The 18810-nt window shown below is 72.2% G+C and carries 19 protein-coding genes; 7 read left to right on the forward strand and 12 right to left on the reverse strand.

Features of this window, described 5'->3' with window-relative positions; genetic code table 11:
* Positions 1 to 44: 44 nt before the first annotated feature.
* The gene (locus F4560_RS10610; protein WP_184919058.1) at positions 45 to 896 is read left to right on the forward strand and encodes a class I SAM-dependent methyltransferase; all 852 of its coding nucleotides are present in this window, start codon (positions 45 to 47) and stop codon (positions 894 to 896) included.
* 162 nt (positions 897 to 1058) lie between these two features.
* Positions 1059 to 1811, forward strand: coding sequence for an aminoglycoside adenylyltransferase domain-containing protein (locus tag F4560_RS10615; RefSeq protein WP_184919060.1), 753 nt, complete (start codon positions 1059 to 1061; stop codon positions 1809 to 1811).
* A gap of 128 nt (positions 1812 to 1939) precedes the next feature.
* Here F4560_RS10615 and F4560_RS10620 read toward each other — a convergent pair whose 3' ends face one another.
* Both F4560_RS10620 and F4560_RS10625 read right to left on the reverse strand, forming a co-directional pair.
* Positions 1940 to 2152, reverse strand: a complete 213-nt coding sequence (locus tag F4560_RS10620; RefSeq protein WP_184929048.1) for a DUF5703 family protein — start codon at positions 2150 to 2152, stop codon at positions 1940 to 1942.
* Positions 2152 to 3114, reverse strand: a complete 963-nt coding sequence (locus F4560_RS10625) for a hypothetical protein (protein WP_184919062.1) — start codon at positions 3112 to 3114, stop codon at positions 2152 to 2154. The genes F4560_RS10620 and F4560_RS10625 overlap by 1 nt, the downstream gene beginning before the upstream one ends.
* A gap of 175 nt (positions 3115 to 3289) precedes the next feature.
* On the opposite strand from F4560_RS10625, the gene F4560_RS10630 reads away from it, so the two are divergent.
* Positions 3290 to 4357, forward strand: coding sequence for a M48 family metalloprotease (locus tag F4560_RS10630; protein ID WP_184919064.1), 1068 nt, complete (start codon positions 3290 to 3292; stop codon positions 4355 to 4357).
* Positions 4358 to 4429: 72 nt separating this feature from the next.
* Here the strand turns inward: F4560_RS10630 and F4560_RS10635 are convergent, their stop codons facing one another.
* Together F4560_RS10635 and F4560_RS10640 are read right to left on the reverse strand one after the other, a co-directional pair.
* Positions 4430 to 5200 carry a carbonic anhydrase gene (locus F4560_RS10635; RefSeq protein ID WP_221483446.1) on the reverse strand — a complete coding sequence of 257 codons (771 nt, stop codon included), beginning with the start codon at positions 5198 to 5200 and terminating at the stop codon, positions 4430 to 4432.
* A gap of 134 nt (positions 5201 to 5334) precedes the next feature.
* The gene (locus tag F4560_RS10640) at positions 5335 to 6300 is read right to left on the reverse strand and encodes an aldo/keto reductase (protein ID WP_184919066.1); all 966 of its coding nucleotides are present in this window, start codon (positions 6298 to 6300) and stop codon (positions 5335 to 5337) included.
* 140 nt (positions 6301 to 6440) lie between these two features.
* Between F4560_RS10640 and F4560_RS10645 the strand changes: the two genes are divergently transcribed.
* From F4560_RS10645 to F4560_RS10655, 3 genes are read left to right on the forward strand one after another with little or no spacing between them, the layout of a single operon-like run.
* Positions 6441 to 7490 (forward strand): LLM class F420-dependent oxidoreductase, encoded by a 1050-nt coding sequence (locus tag F4560_RS10645; RefSeq protein ID WP_184919068.1) that lies wholly within the window; start codon positions 6441 to 6443, stop codon positions 7488 to 7490.
* On the forward strand, positions 7487 to 8311 hold the full coding sequence (locus F4560_RS10650) for an undecaprenyl-diphosphate phosphatase (protein ID WP_184919070.1): 825 nt from the start codon (positions 7487 to 7489) through the stop codon (positions 8309 to 8311). Before F4560_RS10645 ends, F4560_RS10650 begins: the two co-directional genes overlap by 4 nt.
* Positions 8312 to 8321: 10 nt before the next feature.
* Positions 8322 to 9023 (forward strand): histidine phosphatase family protein, encoded by a 702-nt coding sequence (locus tag F4560_RS10655; RefSeq protein WP_184919073.1) that lies wholly within the window; start codon positions 8322 to 8324, stop codon positions 9021 to 9023.
* 335 nt (positions 9024 to 9358) lie between these two features.
* On the opposite strand, the gene F4560_RS10660 is transcribed toward F4560_RS10655, so the two are convergent.
* Entirely contained in the window at positions 9359 to 10513 is a 1155-nt protein-coding gene (locus F4560_RS10660; protein ID WP_184919075.1) for a site-specific integrase, read from the reverse strand.
* Between the two features lie 119 nt (positions 10514 to 10632).
* Here F4560_RS10660 and F4560_RS10665 point away from each other — a divergent pair, with 119 nt between their 5' ends.
* Positions 10633 to 10908 carry an ArsR/SmtB family transcription factor gene (locus tag F4560_RS10665; RefSeq protein WP_221484168.1) on the forward strand — a complete coding sequence of 92 codons (276 nt, stop codon included), beginning with the start codon at positions 10633 to 10635 and terminating at the stop codon, positions 10906 to 10908.
* Positions 10909 to 10927: 19 nt separating this feature from the next.
* On the opposite strand, the gene F4560_RS10670 is transcribed toward F4560_RS10665, so the two are convergent.
* From F4560_RS10670 to F4560_RS10700, 7 genes are all read right to left on the reverse strand, one after another.
* Positions 10928 to 12661 carry a hypothetical protein gene (locus tag F4560_RS10670; RefSeq protein WP_184919079.1) on the reverse strand — a complete coding sequence of 578 codons (1734 nt, stop codon included), beginning with the start codon at positions 12659 to 12661 and terminating at the stop codon, positions 10928 to 10930.
* Positions 12662 to 12920: 259 nt separating this feature from the next.
* Positions 12921 to 13283 carry a VOC family protein gene (locus F4560_RS10675; protein WP_184929050.1) on the reverse strand — a complete coding sequence of 121 codons (363 nt, stop codon included), beginning with the start codon at positions 13281 to 13283 and terminating at the stop codon, positions 12921 to 12923.
* Between the two features lie 115 nt (positions 13284 to 13398).
* On the reverse strand, positions 13399 to 15069 hold the full coding sequence (locus tag F4560_RS10680; protein WP_184919082.1) for a hypothetical protein: 1671 nt from the start codon (positions 15067 to 15069) through the stop codon (positions 13399 to 13401).
* A 254-nt stretch (positions 15070 to 15323) separates the two neighbouring features.
* Positions 15324 to 16040 (reverse strand): MBL fold metallo-hydrolase, encoded by a 717-nt coding sequence (locus F4560_RS10685; protein ID WP_184919084.1) that lies wholly within the window; start codon positions 16038 to 16040, stop codon positions 15324 to 15326.
* Positions 16037 to 17011 (reverse strand): hypothetical protein, encoded by a 975-nt coding sequence (locus F4560_RS10690; RefSeq protein ID WP_184919086.1) that lies wholly within the window; start codon positions 17009 to 17011, stop codon positions 16037 to 16039. Before F4560_RS10690 ends, F4560_RS10685 begins: the two co-directional genes overlap by 4 nt.
* A 194-nt stretch (positions 17012 to 17205) precedes the next feature.
* Complete coding sequence (locus F4560_RS10695) at positions 17206 to 18414, reverse strand: RNA polymerase sigma factor (RefSeq protein WP_312869061.1); 1209 nt, start codon at positions 18412 to 18414, stop codon at positions 17206 to 17208.
* Entirely contained in the window at positions 18411 to 18785 is a 375-nt protein-coding gene (locus F4560_RS10700) for a YciI family protein (RefSeq protein WP_184919088.1), read from the reverse strand. The genes F4560_RS10695 and F4560_RS10700 overlap by 4 nt, the downstream gene beginning before the upstream one ends.
* Positions 18786 to 18810: the final 25 nt, after the last annotated feature.

Below are 18810 nucleotides of genomic sequence, written 5' to 3' on the forward strand. Positions count from 1 at the left end.
GCGCCACTGAATAGGGTGGCCCGACACGGGATCAAGGGGGACATGTGACGAACGAGGCCGCCCAAGTACAGGTAGATCCGTCCAACGCCGAGCAGTTCCGCGCCTGGGAAGGCGACGAGGGCGCCTACTGGGTGTCCCGCGCCGAGCGCATCGACGACGGCGTCGCCCGCTACCACCACCGACTGCTGGACGCCGCGGCGATCGACCCGGCCGACAACGTCCTCGACATCGGCTGCGGCGGCGGCCAGACCACACGCGACGCCGCGCGCCGCGCCACCACCGGGTCCGCCCTCGGCGTGGACCTGTCCTCGCGGATGGTCGACCTGGCGACCCGCGTGGCCGAGCGGGAACACGTGCCGAACGTGACGTTCCTCCAGGCCGACGCCCAGGTCCACCCGTTCCCCGAGGGGCACTTCGACGTCACCATCAGCCGCCACGGGGTGATGTTCTTCGGCGACCCCCACGCCGCGTTCACCAACCTCGCCCGCGCGACGCGCCCCGGCGGACGTCTCGTCCTGCTGACCTGGCAACCGCACGAGCGCAACGAATGGCTCACCGTGTTCCGCACGGTCCTCGCCGCCGGCCGCGACCTGCCCCCGCCGCCGCCACCCACCCCGGGCTCCCTCAAGGACCCCGACCAGGCGCGGGAGTTGTTGACCTCGGCCGGTTTCACCGACGTCCGGCTGACCGGGCTCACCGAGCCCATGTACTTCGGCCCCGACCCCGACGACGCATGCGGGTTCGTCCGCGGCCAGTTCGCCGGGATGCTCGACGGCCTCGACCCCGCCACCCGCGCGCGTGCGGTCGACGCGCTGCGGGCCGACATGGCGGACCACCACACCGACGCCGGCGTCCACTACGACTCGGCGGCCTGGCTCGTCGAAGCACGTCGCTGACGTCCCCAAGCGACACGACCGCCGTCCACAACGGACGGACGTGGGACCAAAGCCCAGTTCGAGCCCGCTCCACCACAGGTGTGGTACCACACCTGTGGTGGTAGCCGGCGGGTGGCCGCTCTTGGCCGTGATCACGTCGGCGGGGTCGTACAGTTTCGGATCATGGACGCGTTGTCGGAGCACTACGGCCGGAACGTCGCATCAGCGATGGCGACCGTGTTCGGGCCGGACCTGGTGGGCGTCTACCTGCACGGCTCCGCCGTGCTCGGCGGGTTCGACGCCCGGCGAAGCGACATCGACATTCTCGCCGTCTGCGAAGGGCCGACCAGCGCAGCGGAACGGTCGGCCGCCGTGGAACGGCTGAGCGACCGGCATCTGCCCTGCCCCGCCCACGGGCTGGAGCTGAGCATCGTCACCCTGCCGGTGGCCCGGCACCCCACGGCGCAGCCGGCTTTCGAGTTGCACATGACCACGGCGCCGGAGGGCAGCAAGGTCGTCGACGGTCACGGGCACGACGGCGACCCCGACCTGGTGCTGCACTTCGCCGTGTGCCGCAGCGCCGGGCGCGCGCTCGGCCCAGGGCCCGTCGCGGCCGCGGTGTTCGCCCCGGTCGCCGATGACCTCGTCGTCGCTCAACTCGTGACCGAGCTGCGCTGGAGTGTCGAGCACGCCAGTGGTGAGTACGCGGTGCTCAACGCCTGTCGTGCCTGGCGATTCGCGGTGGACGGCGCCCTCGTGTCCAAGATCGACGGTGGTCGATGGGCTCTCGACCGAGTGCCAGGCCCGGACCGCGAGCTGATCAGGACCGCGCTCGACCGCCAACGATGCGTCCTCGCCGCCGAACTCGACCCGGACGCCGTCCGACGATTCATTCGGCGGGCCCTCGCCCACCTCACCGACACCTCGTCGTGTTGAAGCGCACCGGACGTGGCGAGCGTGGAACCGGGCATGAGGTGTAGTTCGACCTCGGCTCGGCGGGCGAGATGGCGAACGGGTCCGCCGCCACCGCCGAAACGGTGACGCGACAGGGGACCGCGCCGGCCCTAGGTGATCACGCCCGGCATCAGGGCGGCCGTCCGCTTGCGGCGCAACCACACCTTGCGCGAACCGTCCCCGAACAACAACGTCCGCGACAACTCCCACCCGGCGAACTCCGCGTGGATCGTCAGCTGCGTCGTCGCCGTGCGACGGGAGACACCGGCCGGCAGCCGCAGCGGCCGGTACTCCCAGTCCCCGTCGACCACCCCATCGCCCATCATCCGATCACCTGCATCCCTCGGCCGTCCCCGGACGCGACGAACACGCGCCCGCTGCCTGGATCAACCGCCACCGAGTCCGGCTGGCGGACCGTGGCGAACCGGTGCTTCTCCACCGGCTCGCCACCGGCGACGTCGAACCCCACGACCTCGTTGCGCTCGGTGAGCGTGATCCACACCAGGTCGCGCGCCTCGTCGTAGGCCATCCCGTACGGCGCTCCCGGCAACGGGTAGCGCAACCTCATGATCAGTGGGGCGGTGGAGAACGCCATCAGCTCGCCGCCGCGGGTGTCCACGACGAACACCCGGCCGAACCTGTCGGCCACCGCGTTCGTCGCGCCATCGCCCGCGCGCAGCCCCGCACCGGGGCCGTCCGCCGCCGGGTCGAGGTCGAACACCGCGCTGCGCGGCCGGTCCAGCACCACGGCCGCGTCGCCCACCGCGACCAGCCGGTCCGGGCTGGAGATGCCGCGCACCACGTGCCCGTCGACCTCGACCTGCTTCAGGTCCCGCTGCGCCACCAACGTCGCGCCGTCGACCCGGGCCACGTCCACCGGGCCGCCCTCCACCGCGCGCTGCGACGTCGACCCGTCGGGCCGGATCGTCACCACGACACCGGCGGGCACCACGGCCTCCACCGCGTCACCCACGGCCACCAGCCGCTCCGCCGGACCGGGCAGCGGCACGACCACCGGGTCACCGGGCGTGTGGACCGGGTACAGGGCCACCGACGGGGGATCGGCCACCGCCACCGCGACGCGCCCGCCGGCCACCGCGACCGACGTCGCCCGCCCGAGCGGCACCACCCGGCCCTCCGGCGTCGCGGACTGCTCCGGCGAGACCGCCGGCCGGGCCGGCTCCAACGTCGCCGCCAGCTGCAACGGGTCGGCCGGGTTCTCCTCGGCCGCACAACCGGAGACCAACACGGCTCCGGTGAGCACTACCGCCGCGAGTCGGCGCAACGTCGGACCTCCCCGTTAACCCGTTCGCTCACTGCCCTCCCAGCATCCATCACCGAACCACCATCGTCACGCAGGGGGCGGGTGTTGTCGTTGGTCTGTGAGGGTGGTAGTCGCGCCGCACCCACACCGACCACCCCCGGTCCGGCCACCATCCCCGGTGAGGGAAGGCGGCGCGATGACGATCGAGGAGCTGCGGAGCACGCACGTCCGACTGCTGCGGGACCGGCGGGTGGTCGACCACCTCGAACCCCTCGCGAACCCCGCCGACACCGCGCTGCGCTACCACACGTGGACCAGGGTGGCCGCCGAACCGCTGTCCTCCAGGCTCGCCCGACTGGCCGAGGTCCGCGTCCGGCCCGCCGCCTACCGGCCCGCGCACCTGCACGACCGGCAACGCACGCTGGACGCCCTCCAGCCCGAAGTGCTGCACCTGGCCAGGACCGCCGGCCTGCCCGTCGACACACCGGTCTTCGCGGGCGTGTTCCCCACCGGCACCCTCGACGGGCTCACCGTCCCCGTGCCCGGCCGCGGCATCCTCGTCCTGGTCGACACGTCCCTGCTGGACCTGCTCGACGCCGTGCTGAAGATCATGACCGGGACGTCGCCGACCTACGGCACACCGCCCCTGCTGACCCAGGAACAGGCGTCCTACGCGCTGGCCGAGGCCTTCAACGCCCACTTCTACGGCAACGGCGCGGTCCAGGCACGGCGGCTGCCCGAGCTGTCCGGGCAACGCCTCGCCCTGGCCAGCCTGATGGCCCGCCGCGCCACCCAGTTCGTGCTCGCCCACGAAGTGGCGCACCTGCTGGCCGGACACCTCGTGCACGCCGGCCGCCGCACCGACCCCGACACGCCAGTCGGCGCGCTCGACGCCCGGTCCGTCGGCTGGCCGCGTGAACACGAGGCCGACCGCATCGCCGCCGTGATCATGCTGCACACCCTGGACGACCTCGGCGCCCGCGACCTCGACGCGCACGAGCCGTGCCTGGTCGGCGCGGTGCTGCTGGTGCTGTTCCTGCACGAGGTCACCGACCGGCTCGCCGACGAACTCGGCCTCACCGTGCCGTTCGCGGGCAACCACCCGCCGCCGGTGCGGCGCGTCCACGACCTGGCCGACCACCTCGCCGGCCACGTCAGCACACCCCGCGCGATGGACCTCGCCGCCGACATCGCCACCTGGCTGGAGGACCAGCTCGGCGGGGTCCGCCACTGGTTCCGCCTGGTCGACGAGGCGACCTCCTGACCGCCGCCGCCGCGTCGTCGAGCCGGGCCGGTCCGGCGGCGGGGCCGTGCGCCATCGCGGCGGCGCGGGTGGTCAGGTCAGGCGGGTCACCGCGCCGGTGTCGAGCTGGTAGCTGGCCGCGACGACCTTCAGCCCGTGGTGCGCCACGGCCGTCCGCAGCGTCACCGACCGCTCCTGCATCAACGACGCCACCCGCCGCGCCTGGTTGTCCACCGCCGTCGCCAGGAACCGCGCCTCGTCCGCGTCCGGCGGCGTGGACAGCACGGCCGGCTCGATCGACCGCACCAGCACGCTCACGTCACCCGACACCTCCGCCCGGCCGCGCACCACGTCGACCGCCGCCGACACCGCGCCGCACTTCGCGTGACCCAGCACCACCACCAGCGGAACGCCCAGGTGCTCCACCGCGTACTCGACGCTGCCCAGCACGCTGTTGTCCAGCACCTCGCCCGCCGCGCGGATGGTGAACAGGTCGCCCAGCCCGTGGTCGAACACCAGCTCCGGCGGCACCCGCGAGTCCGCGCACCCGAGGACCACCGCGAACGGGTGCTGACCCTCCACCAGCGACTCCCGCCACCGCAGCGACTCGTGCGGGTGGGACTGGCGCCCGGTGACGAACCGGAGATTGCCGTCCGCGAGCTTGCGCCACGCGCCTTCCGCGTCCAGGGACGTCGCCTCGCGGGGCCTGATGGGACTCTGCCGCACCGAAGTCGAAGCCGAAGCCGCCGCAGACGCTGCCGCGGGCCCCCCGGCGGCCACGAACGTGCCGGCCGCCGTGCCCGCCGTGATTCCGAACAGCCGACGCCGCGTCACCGCGGTCGGCTCACCGCTCAATTCACGCACCTGGCGAAAGTAGACCCGGATCGGCCGTACGGGTGACGCAGGGTCACGCAGCTCACAGGATCGATCACGGAAAGCAACATTCCGCCCAACTCCGTCCTATTCGGACACTGGCGGACATACACCGCGAGCGGAAATCAGACCAGGCGTCGTTCGGGATAGCCGAACTCCACCGCGCTCACGTCGTCCAACGCGGCCCGGATCGCCGGCGGCAACGTCAACTCCTCCGCCGCGAGCGACCCGAGCAGCTGCACGGTGTCCCGCGCCCCCACCACCGGTGCCACCACACCCGGCCGGTCACGCACCCACGCCAGCGCCACGCACAGCGCGTTCGTGCCCAACCCGTCCGCCGCTGTCGCCACCGCCTGCACGATCCGCGCCGCCCGCTCCGTGCGGTGCTGCTCCACGTACCCGGCGAAGTGCGCCGACGCGCCCCGGGAGTCCGACGGCGTGCCGTTGCGGTACTTCCCGGTCAGCACGCCACGCCCCAACGGCCCCCATGGCAGCAGCCCGACCCCGTGGTGCTCCGCCGCCGGCACCACCTCGCGCTCCACGCCACGCTCCAGCAGCGAGTACTCCACCTGCGTCGACACCAGCGGCGTGTGCCCCGGCAGCGCCGCCGCCGTGCCCAGCTGCCAGCCCGAGTAGTTCGACACCCCCACGTACCGGACCCGGCCCGACGCCACCGCCGTGTCCAGCGCCGACAGCGTCTCCTCCAGCGGCACGTTCGCGTCCCACGCGTGCAGCTGCCACAGGTCCACGTGCTCGACGCCCAGCCGCCGCAGCGACCCGTCCAGCGCGTGCAGCAGCGCACCACGGGACGCGCCGCCGCCGAACGGGCCGTCGTTGCGCCGCGCCACCGCCTTCGTCGCGATGACCACGTCCTCGCGCGGCACCACCTCGCCGAGCAGGCCGCCCAGGATCCGTTCGCTCTCGCCCTCCACGTACACGTCGGCGGTGTCCACCAGCGTGCCGCCCGCCTCGGTGAACGCCAGCAGCTGCGTGGCCGCCTCGTCCGCGTCGGTGTCCCGGCCCCAGGTCATCGTGCCCAGTGCCATCCGGGAGACCCGCAGTCCGCTGCGGCCGAGGTATCGCTGTTCCACGCCGGGGAGCCTAAGGGGTGATCGAAATTCCGGCGGGTCGTAACGCGCATCTGTCAAGGGCGAATCTCGCCACGATCGGATCACAGGGTGTCGCGGCCCGCCCTGGCCAACCAGGTTACCGGGCGGTAGGGTGCCGGTTCGTGCGACTGGGACTGAACCTCGGGTACTGGGGCGCGGGCAACGACGCCGCGAACCTCGAACTGGCCAAGGAAGCCGACCGGCTGGGCTTTTCGGTGGTGTGGGCCGCCGAGGCCTACGGCTCCGACGCCCCCACGGTCCTGGCCTGGGTGGCCGCGCAGACCGAACGCGTCGACGTCGGCAGCGCGATCCTCCAGATCCCCGCGCGGACACCGGCGATGACCGCGATGACCGCCGCCACCCTCGACTCGCTGTCCGGCGGCCGGTTCCGGCTCGGCCTCGGCGTGTCCGGGCCGCAGGTGTCGGAGGGCTGGTACGGCGCGCGGTTCGACAAGCCCCTGGGCCGCACCCGCGAGTACATCGACATCGTCAACACCGCCCTGCGCCGCGAGCGGCTGTCCTACGACGGCGAGCACTACACGCTGCCGCTGCCCGACGGCCCCGGCAAGGCCCTCAAGCTGACCGTGCACCCCGTGCGCGAGCACATCCCCGTCTACCTGGCCGCCATCGGCCCGAAGAACGTCGAGCTGGCCGGCGAGATCGCCGACGGCTGGCTCGCGCTGTTCTTCTCGCCCGAGCACTCCGGCGACGCGCTCGCCGCGCTCAAGGCCGGCCGCGACAAGGCGGGCAAGACCCTCGACGGGTACGACATCGCCGCCACCGTCCCGCTCGTCGTCGGCGAGGACTGGCGCGCCTGCGCCGACCAGATCCGGCCCTACACGGCGCTGTATGTCGGCGGCATGGGCAGCAGGAAGAAGAACTTCTACAACGACAACGCGGTGCGCATGGGCTTCGCCGCCGAAGCCGCCGAGGTGCAGGACAAGTACCTCGCCAAGGACTACGACGGTGCCATGGCCGCCCTGCCGCTCGGCTTCCTCGACGGCACCGCCCTGCTCGGCACCAAGGAGCGCATCGCCGACAAGATGCGCGCCTACGCCGAAGCAGGGGTCACCACCCTCACGCTTTCGCCCATGCTGCAAGATCTTGAGCAGGGGATCGCCGCGCTCCGCACGGCGACCGAAGCTCTGGATCTGGCAGGAGTGGGTAGTTGAGCTGGTTGCAGGCCCTTGTCCTAGGACTGGTCCAAGGACTCACGGAATTCCTGCCCATTTCCTCGTCGGCGCACGTCAGGATCGTCTCCCAGCTCTTCTTCGGCAACGACGCGGGCGCGTCGTTCACCGCGGTCATCCAGCTGGGCACCGAAGTCGCGGTGCTGATCTACTTCGCCAAGGACATCGGCAACTTCATCAAAGCGTGGTTCGTCGGCCTGTTCAGCAAGGCCGCGCGCAAGACCGAGGACTACCGGATGGCCTGGTACGTCATCATCGGGTCCATCCCGATCAGCGTGCTCGGCTACCTGTTCAAGGACGAGATCCGGTCCTCGTTCCGGAACCTGTGGATCACCGCCACCGTGCTGGTGGTGTTCGGCATCCTGCTCGGCGTCGCCGACCACTTCGCCCAGCACCTGCGGTCCAAGCTGAAGCTCACCGACGCGGTCGGCATGGGCCTCGCCCAGGCCCTCGCGCTGATCCCCGGTGTGTCCCGTTCCGGCGGCACCCTGACGGCGGGCCTGTTCCTCGGCCTGGACCGCGCTGCCGCCGCGCGCTACTCGTTCCTGCTGGCGCTGCCCGCGGTGTTCGGGGCCGGGATCTTCAGCATCCCCGACGTGCTCGACCGGTCCGGGTCCAACGCCGCCTCCGTGCCGCAGATGATCGTGGCCACGATCGTCGCGTTCGGCGTCGGCTACGCCACCATCGCCTGGCTGCTGCGGTACGTCTCGAAGCACAGCTACTCGGCGTTCGTGTGGTACCGGCTGCTGCTGGGCATCACGCTGATGGGGCTGCTGTCGATGGGTCTGCTCAACGCCACATAGGGTTGGCCACGTGGCTACCGTGATCTTGCTGCGACACGCCCGGTCCACCGCCAACGGATCGGGCGTCCTCGCGGGCCGCCAAGCCGGCGTGCGACTGTCCGACCGTGGCGAGGACCAAGCCGCGGCACTGGTCGCACGGCTCGCCGGCGTGCCCCTCCACTCCGTGGTGACGTCTCCGCTGGAACGCTGCCGACAGACGTTGGCGCCGCTGCTCGCCGAACGGGGCCTCGAAGCGACCGTCGAACCGGGCATCGTCGAAGTCGACTACGGGCAGTGGACCGGGCGTGCGATCAAGGACCTCGGCGCCGAACCCCTGTGGACGGTCGTGCAGCAGCACCCGTCGGCGGCGGTGTTCCCCGAGGGGGAAGGCCTCGCCGCGCTCCAGGCGCGCGCTGTGGCCGCGATCAGGGCCCACGACGCCCGCGTCACCGCCGAGCACGGCCCTCGCGCGGTGTGGCTGGCGTGCAGCCACGGTGACGTGATCAAGGCGGTGCTCGCGGACGCGCTCGGCGTGCACCTCGACGGGTTCCAGCGCATCGTGGTCGACCCGGCGTCCGTGTCGGTCGTCCAGTACACCGAGACGCGGCCGTTCGTGCTGCGCGTCAACGACAACGGCGGCGACCTGTCCGCCCTCGTGCCCGCGCCCGAGGAGAGCAAGGCGGCCGAGCCGCTGTCCTCCGACGCCGTCGTGGGCGGCACCACCGGGGCCTGACCAGAAGCACCGCGTGGCCCCCGGACAGTGCAGGGTAGTCCGGGGGCCACGGTGTGTTCGGCCGGGGCGGGCGGCCTCGTGGGACGATCGTATTGGCGTTAACGCGCGGGTAGACGCACTCCCGAGGGGTGGGCGCCCGGAGGCGCCGCTCCGCCGGGCGCAGGTCAGATTGCCGACTTGGCCGGGAAAGCGCTTAAAACCGCAGCTCACGGCATGTGGAAACACGTCGGAAACAACCGTGGCAAGCGATCGGGTGCCCTAACCCGCTAGGCCGTTCGGTTCCGCCCGGAAGGACCGCGCGTGTTAGAAGTTAACGACGCCGTGTGCGCCCTTGATCACAGTCCGAGACGGGTGACGGCGTTGTCCTCCAACGGATTCGCCGTCCGGATGTAGCGGTGCACGGTCCGCGGGTTCGTCCAGCGGCCCTGCCGCATGATCTCCCGGTCGCTCGCACCGCCCAGCGCCGCCTGCGTGGCGAAGCCCGCCCGCAGCGAGTGGCCGCCGAACATCGCCGGGTCCAGACCGGCCCGCAGCGCGTACCGCTTCACCACGTCCGACACGGCCCGGTCCGACATCGACCGCGTGCCCACGCCGCCGTGGCGGGTCACCGACGGGAACAACGGGCCGCGCAACGGACCCGGCCGGTAGCCGTGGCAGCGGTGCGTCGGCTGCGGGTCGCCCTCGTCCTCCAGCAACGCCCGCCGGTCCGCCGCGGTCAGCACGTCCACCCAGTCCGCGAACGAGCACACCGGGCACGTGGGGCGGCGTGCGCCGCGGGGGAGCACCACCCGCTGCCGGTGCACGCCGGTCTGGTCGGTCTTCGTGACGCCCAGCTCGACCAGCAGCAGCGGCTCGTGCGTGCGCGGGTCCACGTCCACCGTGACGTCCTCCAACGCCACCGCGGCCAACTCACTGCGCCGCAACGCGCCCGCGAACCCGACCAACAGCAGCAGCGCGTCACGGCGGCGCGCAACACCCGTCGGCCAGCCCGGCGGGGGACGTTCCGCCAGCAACGCCTCCAACGTCCCCAGCAGCACCGGGCGTTTGCGCTTGGGCTGCGTCTGCCGGGTGCGGCGGATACCGCGCAGCGTCAACCGGACGACGTCCGAACGGGTGGGGGAGGGGAGCCCGCCGGCGGCGTGCACGGCGGCGATCGCGGCGGCCTTGCGCTCCAACGTGGACGGACCGAACGCGGGGGAGCCGTCCGCCTTCGTCGCGTCCGCTGCCACCGCCAGGTACACCGCGACGTCCACCGGATCGGCGGGCAGCGCCACGCGGCCCTCGGCCTCGCACCACGCCGCCCAACCCACCCAGTCCGAGCGGTAGGCGCGCAGGGTGTTCGCGGACTGGGCCGCCCGCAGGTACCCGGAGAGCGAGGCGGCCTGCTCGTCGTCGAACCGGCGCCGCACCTGCTCCAGCGCGGCGTGGTCGACCAGGACGGTGTGCCTGACGCGGTCCAGTTCGGCACGCACCGGCTCGGGCAGGGTCACACGATCACCGTAACACTTTCGAGTGAATTTATAGCTTCAGTGTTGACTAAAAAAGAACCTATCGGTGGCGGCTACTATGCGAAACCGTGCGCGCCTTACACCACCCAGCCGTGGACGACATGGACCTCGCAACGGTACTGAGCGCGCTCGCGGACCCCATCCGACTGAAGATCGTCGCCGAACTCGCGCGGTCCGGCGGGATCGCCTGCGGGCAGTTCGACGTGCCGGTCGGCATGTCGACGCTGTCGCACCACCTGAAGGTCCTCCGCGAGGCCGGCGTGCTCCGCGTGACGCCGCAGGGCAGCTACCGCACGCACGAGCTCCGGCGTGACGAGATGGAACACCGGTTCCCGGGCGTGCTGGACTCCATCACGCGGGCGATCGGACCGGACTGACCGCCCGCGTGGCGACACCTCACCCCCGGTGCAGCTCGCCGACCTTCGGCCCGGCCTGCTGGAGTTCGCGCAACAGGTGGAAGTACGCCTGGTCGCCCTCGGCGTAACAGCCCCGGCCGAACTTGATCGCGTACCGGGAGCAGGTGCCGTCGAGCTGCTTCGTCATCTGCGCGTTCATCGCCAGCAGGCCCGGCGAGTTGTCCGTGCGGGGCATGTACCGGTCGCCGATGGCGGATCCGGCGGACGCCAGCACCACGAACAGCGCGGTGAACGCGCCGATGGCCGCCGACCGCGACCCGGCGATCCGCGAGCCGGTCCTGGGCGGGCCGGCCGCCATCCGCCGCCGGGTCTCGTAGTAGACGGCGAACCCGGTCAGCAGCAGCAGGCAGTAGAGCAGTTCGGCGGTGCTGCGCGGGTAGAGCTGGACGGCCTGCTCGGCGTACATCTTGGAGCCGAAGTGGAACCGCAGCATCCACGCGCCGACGAACACCGACACCAGCATGATCACCGCGCTGCGCTGCCGGGCGACCGCGATCGCGAAGCCGAGCCCGAGGACGGCGAGCAGCGTGAACAGGCCGACGCCGCCGAGTTCGCCGGGCGGCGGCCAGGGGCCGGGGTTCATGCCGGGCAGGTCGCCGCGCCACATGGCGATGTAGGCGGGTTCGATCCAGGTGTCCCAGTAGAAGTAGGTGTCCTTGATGGAGCTGGACGCCAGCAGCAGGCCGTAGAGGTGTCGTGCGGAGACGACGGCGAACACGACGGAGGTGACGGCGACGAGTAGGAGCGCCTTGCGCCACCCGGTGCGCCAGGGGCAGAGGACCAGTGCGGCGACGATGAAGCCGGGGGCAGACCAGACGAACCAGCCGGAGTAGATCAGGAACACCACGCCGAGCGTCGCGCCGAACGCGATGCCGGAGAGCACGATCTGGCGGGTGGTCCGGGTGGTGATCCCGCGCAGTCGGCGCAGCAGGAGCAGCAGCACCGGGATCAGCACGACCAGCATCAGGTTGGTGTAGGGCTTGTACGGGTCGATCAGCGGCAGGGTGGGGACGATGCCCAGGCCCAGTGCCCACAGCGGGGAGAGCAGGCGTCGCCAGGTGAGGTAGGCGATCGGCCCGAACAGGGCGGTGATGCCGATGTGCAGGGCCTTGAGCGCGTACTCGGGCGGTTGGCCGGTGAGCTGGGACGTCCAGGCGAGGATGTGCGGGAAGCCCGGCGGGTAGTTGGCTTCCATCGTGCCGTGCTGCTCGATGTACTGGGCGATGGCGACGAGCGCGCCGGAGTCGCCGAAGGTGGCGTGCAGGCCGTAGGAGGTGCCGGCGAGGGCGACCACGACGGCGCCGGCGACGAGGCCGCTGAAGAGTCCGGCGGCGGTCGCGGCGGCGATGCGTTCCACGACGGGTGCGTAGGCGCGCCAGCGGACGCGGGCGGCGAGGATGACGAGGACCGTCGCGATCACGGCGATGAGCGCGAACCGGGACTGGAGGGCGGCGAGGCCGCTGACCTGGCCGATGCGGTCGAGCGGGTCGACGTCGACGCCCTGGGCGTGCAGCACCATCAGGCCGGCGGCGCCTACGGAGGCGACGATCTCGGCGGCGACGAGCAGCGCGCGGCGTCGTGGGCCGCGGCGCACGGGTGCGAGGTCGGGGACGGTGGCCTGGTCGACGCCGGTCGGAGCCGAGGTGGCTTGGTCTTGGTCTGGGGTGTCTTGGTCTGGGGTGGTGGTGCGCGGGTCGGCCGGGGTCAGCTGCATGGCGACCACTCCGCCGCGGTGTTCACCGGTCTGGCCGGTCGCGTGTTGTCGTGCTCGGTTTGGTTTTCAGTGCACACGTTGTCGACACACCTTCGCCCGGCGATGGACAGCTGACCCCTGGATCGGCCACCCGTGGCGGTGCGGAGACTGCTTCGGTGGTGGCGGCGCCGAAGCCTATCGGGGCGCGGTGCGGTGGTCGGTGCGGGCCTGGCGCGGATGCCTTGTGGCCGGGCACGGTCCGTGGTAGGCGGTGCCGTTGTCAGGTGCGGATCCAGAGGCAGAACGGGTGGCCGGCGGGGTCGAGGTAGACGCGGACGTCGTCCTGGGGTTGGTGTTCGGCGAGGGTGGCCCCGGTGGCGACGGCGTGCGCGCCGGCGGTGTCGAGGTCGTCGACCTCGATGTCGAGGTGGGCCATCATCTGCTGGTCGCCGTCGCCCGCGGGCCAGGTGGGGCGCCGGTAGCGGGTTTCGGTCTGGAAGGACAGGCCGGCGCCGCCGTCGGGTGGGCGGACGGTGGCCCAGCCGGGTTCGTCGTCGCCGAGCGGCCAGCCGAGCAGGTCGCGGTAGAAGCGGGCGAGGGCTTGGGCGTCGGGTGCGTCGAGGACGGTCGCGCTGAGCTTCATCACGCCCTCGATTTTCACTCGCTTGTGTGATCGTCGCATTCGGGCGCGGGGCGGCTGGTCGGTGTGCTCCGGTCGGTGTGCTCCGGTCGGTGTGCTCCGGTCCGCGTTCTCCCGGTCAGCGTTCGCCGGGGATGTGCGGGAGTTCGCCGGGCTTGGGTCCCTGCTTGCGCAGTTCGGCCAGGACTTCGCCGAGGCGCGGGTCGTCCGGTGCGAAGCAGCCCTGGTTGAGGGTCGCGGTGTAGGCGGCGCAGGTGCCGTCGAGCAGTTCGATCATGTGGGAGTTCAGGGCGAGGATGCCGAGGGAGTTGTCGGTGCGGGGCATGTACCGGTCGCCGGTGGAGGAGCCGGCGGAGGCGATGAGCAGGAACAGCGCGGTGAGCACGCCGAGGCCGAGTGAGGGTGAGGCGAGTGCGGTGCGGACGCGGGCGATGCCGTGGAGGCGGCGCAGGCCGTAGTAGCCGGCGAACCCGGTCAGCAGCAGCAGGCAGTAGAGCAGTTCGGCGGTGCTGCGCGGGTAGAGCTGGACGGCGTCGGCGGCGTACATCTGGGAGCCGAAGTGGAACCGGAGGAGCCAGGCGCCGCCGAAGACCGCGGTGAGGGTGATGACGACGGTGCGGGTGCGGGCGACGGCGATGGCGGCGGCGAGGCCGATGAGGGCGAGGATGGTGAACAGGCCGACGCCGCCGAGTTCGCCGGGCGGGGGCCAGGGGCCGGTGTTGCCGGGCAGGTCGCCGCGCCACATGGCGATGTAAGCGGGTTCGGTCCAGGTGTCCCAGTAGAAGAAGCGGTCCTTGACCGAGCCGGAGGCGCGCAGCATCTCTGAGAGGTGGCTGTAGGACACGGCGACGAACACGGTGGCGGTGATCGCGATGAAGGCGAGGCCCTTGCGCCGGCCGGTGCGCCAGGGGAACAGGACGAGGGTGGCGACGAGGACGCCGGGGGCGGACCAGACGAACCAGCCGGAGTAGATCAGGAACACCGCGCCGATGACGGCGCCGAAGGCGATGCCGTGCGCCACGATCGTGCGCCACGGGGTGTCGCCGGCGCGGCGCAGCCTGCGGAGCAGGGTGAGCAGGACCGGGACGAGCACCACGAGCATGAGGTTGGTGTAGGGCTTGTAGGGGTCGATCAGGACGATGGCGGGGACGACGCCGAGGGCGAGTGCCCACATCGGGGACAGCAGGAGTCGCCAGCTCAGGTAGGCGATCGGCCCGAAGAGGGCGGTGCCGACGATCTGGATGATCCGGAGGCCGTACTCGGGCGGGGTGTCGGTGAGCTGGGAGTACCAGGCGAGGACGTGGGGGAAGGCCGGTGGGTAGTCGCCGACGAAGGTGCCGGTGCGGATGACTTCGTGGGCCCAGCGGGTGAGGGTGCCCGCGTCGCCGTAGGCGGCGTTGAGTCCCCAGGAGGTGCCGCGCAGGGCGATCACGACGGCGCCGGCGACGAGGCCGCTGAACAGTCCGGCGGCGGCTGCGGCGGCGATCCTGCGGGCGAGGGGCGCGTGGGCGGCCCAGCGGACGCGTGCGGTGATCACGACGAGCGCGAGCAGGACCACGGCGATGAGCGCGTGCCGGAGTTGGAGTGCGGCCAGGCCGCTGATCTGGCCGATCCGGTCGAGCGGGTTGACGTCGACGCCGCGGGCGAGGAGCACCATGAGTCCCGCGGCGGCCAGGGACACGGCGGCTTCGGCGGCGTAGAGCGGGCCGGTGCGTCGTGGTGTGGCGGGCGGTGGGGACGGGGGCTCGGGGCTGGTCCGCGGCGGTTGTTCGGACGCGGTCGACAGCACCGGCGATCACTTCCTCACGGGTCTGGTGGTTCCGGATGCGCGGCGGGCGGGGGCTCGGTCGTGCCGTGGTGTGGAACGGCCGTCGCCCCGGCCACTGCGTTGCGTCCTGCTCCTCGTCGATCCGCCCGGTGGTCGGTCGAGGACCGGCCTTCGGGAGGTGGCGACGCGGGAGCCTACTGCGTCGGTTGATCGTGTCGTGCCCACGGGGTTGGACCGTGGGTTCGGGCATGTCGGTGCGTGGTGGCGCGCAGGGCTTACTTGATCACCACGGTTTCACCCGGTCGTGCGACGGCGGCGCGGGCGCGTTCGGTGGCTTCGGCGTTGGTGAGGGTGTGGCCGATGTGGGTCAGCAGGAGTCGTTTGGCGCGGCGGCCCGCGGCGGCGGCGTCTTCGGGGGTGCAGTGGTGCGGTCCTGCGCCGTCGGCTTCGCAGAGCAGGAGGTCGGCGCCGTCGGCGAGGGTGTCGAGGGCGGGGCAGGGGCCGGTGTCGCCGGAGTAGGCGATGACCCGGTCGGCGTGGGTGGCGCGCAGGCCGAACGCGGGCAGGCCGTGGTCGACGGCGTGGCTGGCGAGGGTGATGTCGCCGACCTCGGCGTGGTGGCCGTCGTGGAGTTCGTGGACGTCGAAGGCGGCGGCGGCCGGGTTGTGGTCGGCGCCGGCGAGGAACGTCTCCAGTCGTGCGGCGAGTCCTGGTGGGCCGTAGAGCGGGATGGGTCTGTGGGGGTGTTCGCCGGCGAACAGCAGTGCGTAGTAGTAGGGCAGGAGGTCTGCGGCGTGGTCCGCGTGGGTGTGGGAGATCCAGACGGCGTCGAGCAGGTCGGGGCGGTGGTGGCGTTGCAGTTCGGCGAGCGTGCCGGGGCCGGCGTCGACCCACACTGCGGTGTGTTCGGTGCGCAGGAGGTACCCGGAGCAGGGGTTGCCGGGGCGCGGGTAGGGCGTGGCGGTGCCCAGGACGGTGAGGCGGAAGGTCACGAGTCAGTGTGGCGCAGGACGTGCACGCCGGCTGCTGTTTTCAGGTAGGCCCAGGTGGTGGCGCCGGTGGTGGCGAGGCCGACGTGGGAGGCGGAGGTGCGGGCGAGGGCGTCGGGCAGCGGCACGGCGGTCCAGGTGTCGCCGGTCCAGCGGTGGAACGCGGGTCTGGCCTCGAACGAGGTGCGGGTGGCGCGCACGCCCCAGGTCCAGCCGGCGGCGACGCCGTGGACGCTGAGGCGGCCGACGTCGTCGGGTGATGGGACGGAGGTCCAGGTGTTGCCGTCCCAGCGGTGCACGCGGAGGCCTTCGGTGTCGCGGACGTGGCCGAGCCACAGGTCGTCGGGTGCGGCGGCGGCGAGTCGGGCGATGTGGCCGCGTTCGAGTCTGGGGCCGGCGACGTCGGTCCAGGTGTCGCCGTCCCAGTGGGTGAGGACGGGGTATTCGTAGCTGGCCGCGCCGGCTCCGGCGAGGCCGCCGCCGCCGGCCCACACGTCGTGGGGTGCGGGGGCGGTGATGGTCAGTAGCCCTTCGCGGGCGGAGGAGAGCGCGGTGCGCTGGTGCCAGGCGGCGCCGTCGAAGTGCAGGGCGTCGCGGCCGGTGCCGACGACGTGGACTTCGTCCCTGGTCACGGCGACGACCGCTTTGGCCCAGGTGATGGCCGGGGTGTGGACGGTGTGCCAGGCCGTGCCGTCGAAGTGCAGCACGAGCGGTCGGCCCGCGCTGTTGCCGACGGCCCACACGTCGTCGGGCGCGGTGGCGGCCACGCCGGACAGGCTCGCCGCGGCCGGCAGGTCGGGCAACCGCTCCTCTCGCCAGGTCTCGCCGGTCCAGCTCAGCACCAGGGGTGCGGAGGGACGGCTGGTGAACACGCCGGTGGTGCCCGCGAGCCACGCGTGGTGCTCGCCCGCGGTCGCCAGGTCGGCCAGTGCGGTGCTGGGCGGCAGCACGGGCACCGGCACGGGTCGGAACAAGCCAACTCCCCCTCGATGGGTCCCCCGACTCATCGCGTGGTCAAGCTCATCGGGCCTGGTGCCGATTCGCCATCCGCCGAACGGCGGCTTGTGCGGCGCAACAGCACGACCCCGAGGCGATGTTTCGGAAGTCCCGTGCCGCCAGGGGCCGCATCCGGCGCGGCTATCGCGAACACGACCTTCCGAAACACCGCCTACGACTTCGCGCGGGCTTCGAGGTAGCGGCGTTCGGGGAGGCTGAGGGTGGTGCGGGCGGCCTTCGCGTAGTGCTCGCGGGCTTTCTCGTGGTCGCCCGCGAGGTCGAGCAGGTGCGCGCGGACGGCGTCGACCCGGTGGTGCCCGGCCAGGGCGGGGTCGGCCGCCGCGTCGTCCAGCCGGGCCAGTCCGGCGGCGGGGCCGTGCACCATCGCGGCGGCGACGATCCGGTTGAGGGCGACCATCGGGCCGGGTGTGACGGTGTGCAGCAGGTCGTAGAGGGCGAGGATCTGCCGCCAGTCGGTGTCCGCCGCGTCGCGTGCCTCGGCGTGCAGGGCCGCGATGGCCGCCTGGAGCTGGTAGGGGCCGATTGCGGTGGTGGTCAGCGCGTGGCGCACCAGGCGGGTGCCCTCGGCGATCATGTCGGCGTCCCAGCGGGTGCGGTCCTGCTCGGCGAGTGGCACCAGTGAGCCGTCGGGGCGGGTGCGTGCGGGTCGGCGGGCGTCGGTGAGGAGCATCAACGCGAGCAGTCCGGCCGCTTCGCCGTCGTCGGGCAGCCGGGTGTGGAGTTCGCGGGCCAGTCGGACGGCCTCACCGGAGAGGTCGACGCGGTGCAGGTGGTCGCCGGAGCTGGCGGTGTGGCCCTCGGTGAACACGAGGTACAGGACGTGGCGGACGGCGTCGAGGCGTTCGACGCGTTCGCCGTCGGGTGGCAGGTCGAACCGGGCGCCGGCGGCTTTGATGCGCTGTTTGGCGCGGCTGATGCGCTGGGCCACGGTCGGTTCCGGCACCAGGAACGCGCGGGCGATCTCGGCGGTGGTCAGGCCGCCGACCGCGCGCAGGGTCAACGCCACCCGGGACGGCGGGGTGAGCGACGGGTGGCAGCACAGCAGGAGCAGCGTGAGCGTGTCGTCGACGCCCGGTGCGGGTTCCGGGTCGGGTGCGGTCAGCGCGAACGCGGTCTCCTCGCGTCGGCGGCGTGCCGTGTCGGCCCGCCACATCTCGATCCGGCGCCGTGACGCGACGGTGACGAGCCACCCTTTCGGGTTGTCCGGCAGGCCGTCGGCGGGCCAGCGGGTGGCCGCGGCGAGCAGTGCCTCCTGCACGGCGTCCTCGCACGCGTCGAACCCGCCGTGGTGACGCACGAGCGCGCCGAGGACCTGCGGCGCGAGTTCCCGCAGCAGCGGGCCGATCCCGGTGTCGGTCACAGCAGGAAGTCGTCGAGCGACGACAGCACCGGCCGCACCTCCACCAGACCGAGTTGCGCCTCGGGGACGCGTGCGGCGATCTCCACGGCCCGCTCCCGCGTCTCGCAGTCCACCAGGTAGAAGCCGGCCAGCAGCTCCTTGGCCTCGGCGAACGGCCCGTCGGTGGTCAGCGCCTGCCCCTCGCGCACCGTCACGCGGGTCGTCAGGGCGGGGTCCGCCAACGCCTCGGTCACCACCAGTTCGCCCGACGCGGCCAGCTCCTCGTTCAGCGCCGCGTAGGCCTCCAGACCGGTCGCCCGGTCCTCCTGGGCCATCCGGTCCCAGATCGCGCGGGACTCGGGGTTGCTGTAGATCAGGACGAGGTACTTCACCAGAACCTCCGAAAAACTCCGGCCC

This window comes from Saccharothrix ecbatanensis, assembly GCF_014205015.1.
Lineage (GTDB): Bacteria > Actinomycetota > Actinomycetes > Mycobacteriales > Pseudonocardiaceae > Actinosynnema > Actinosynnema ecbatanense.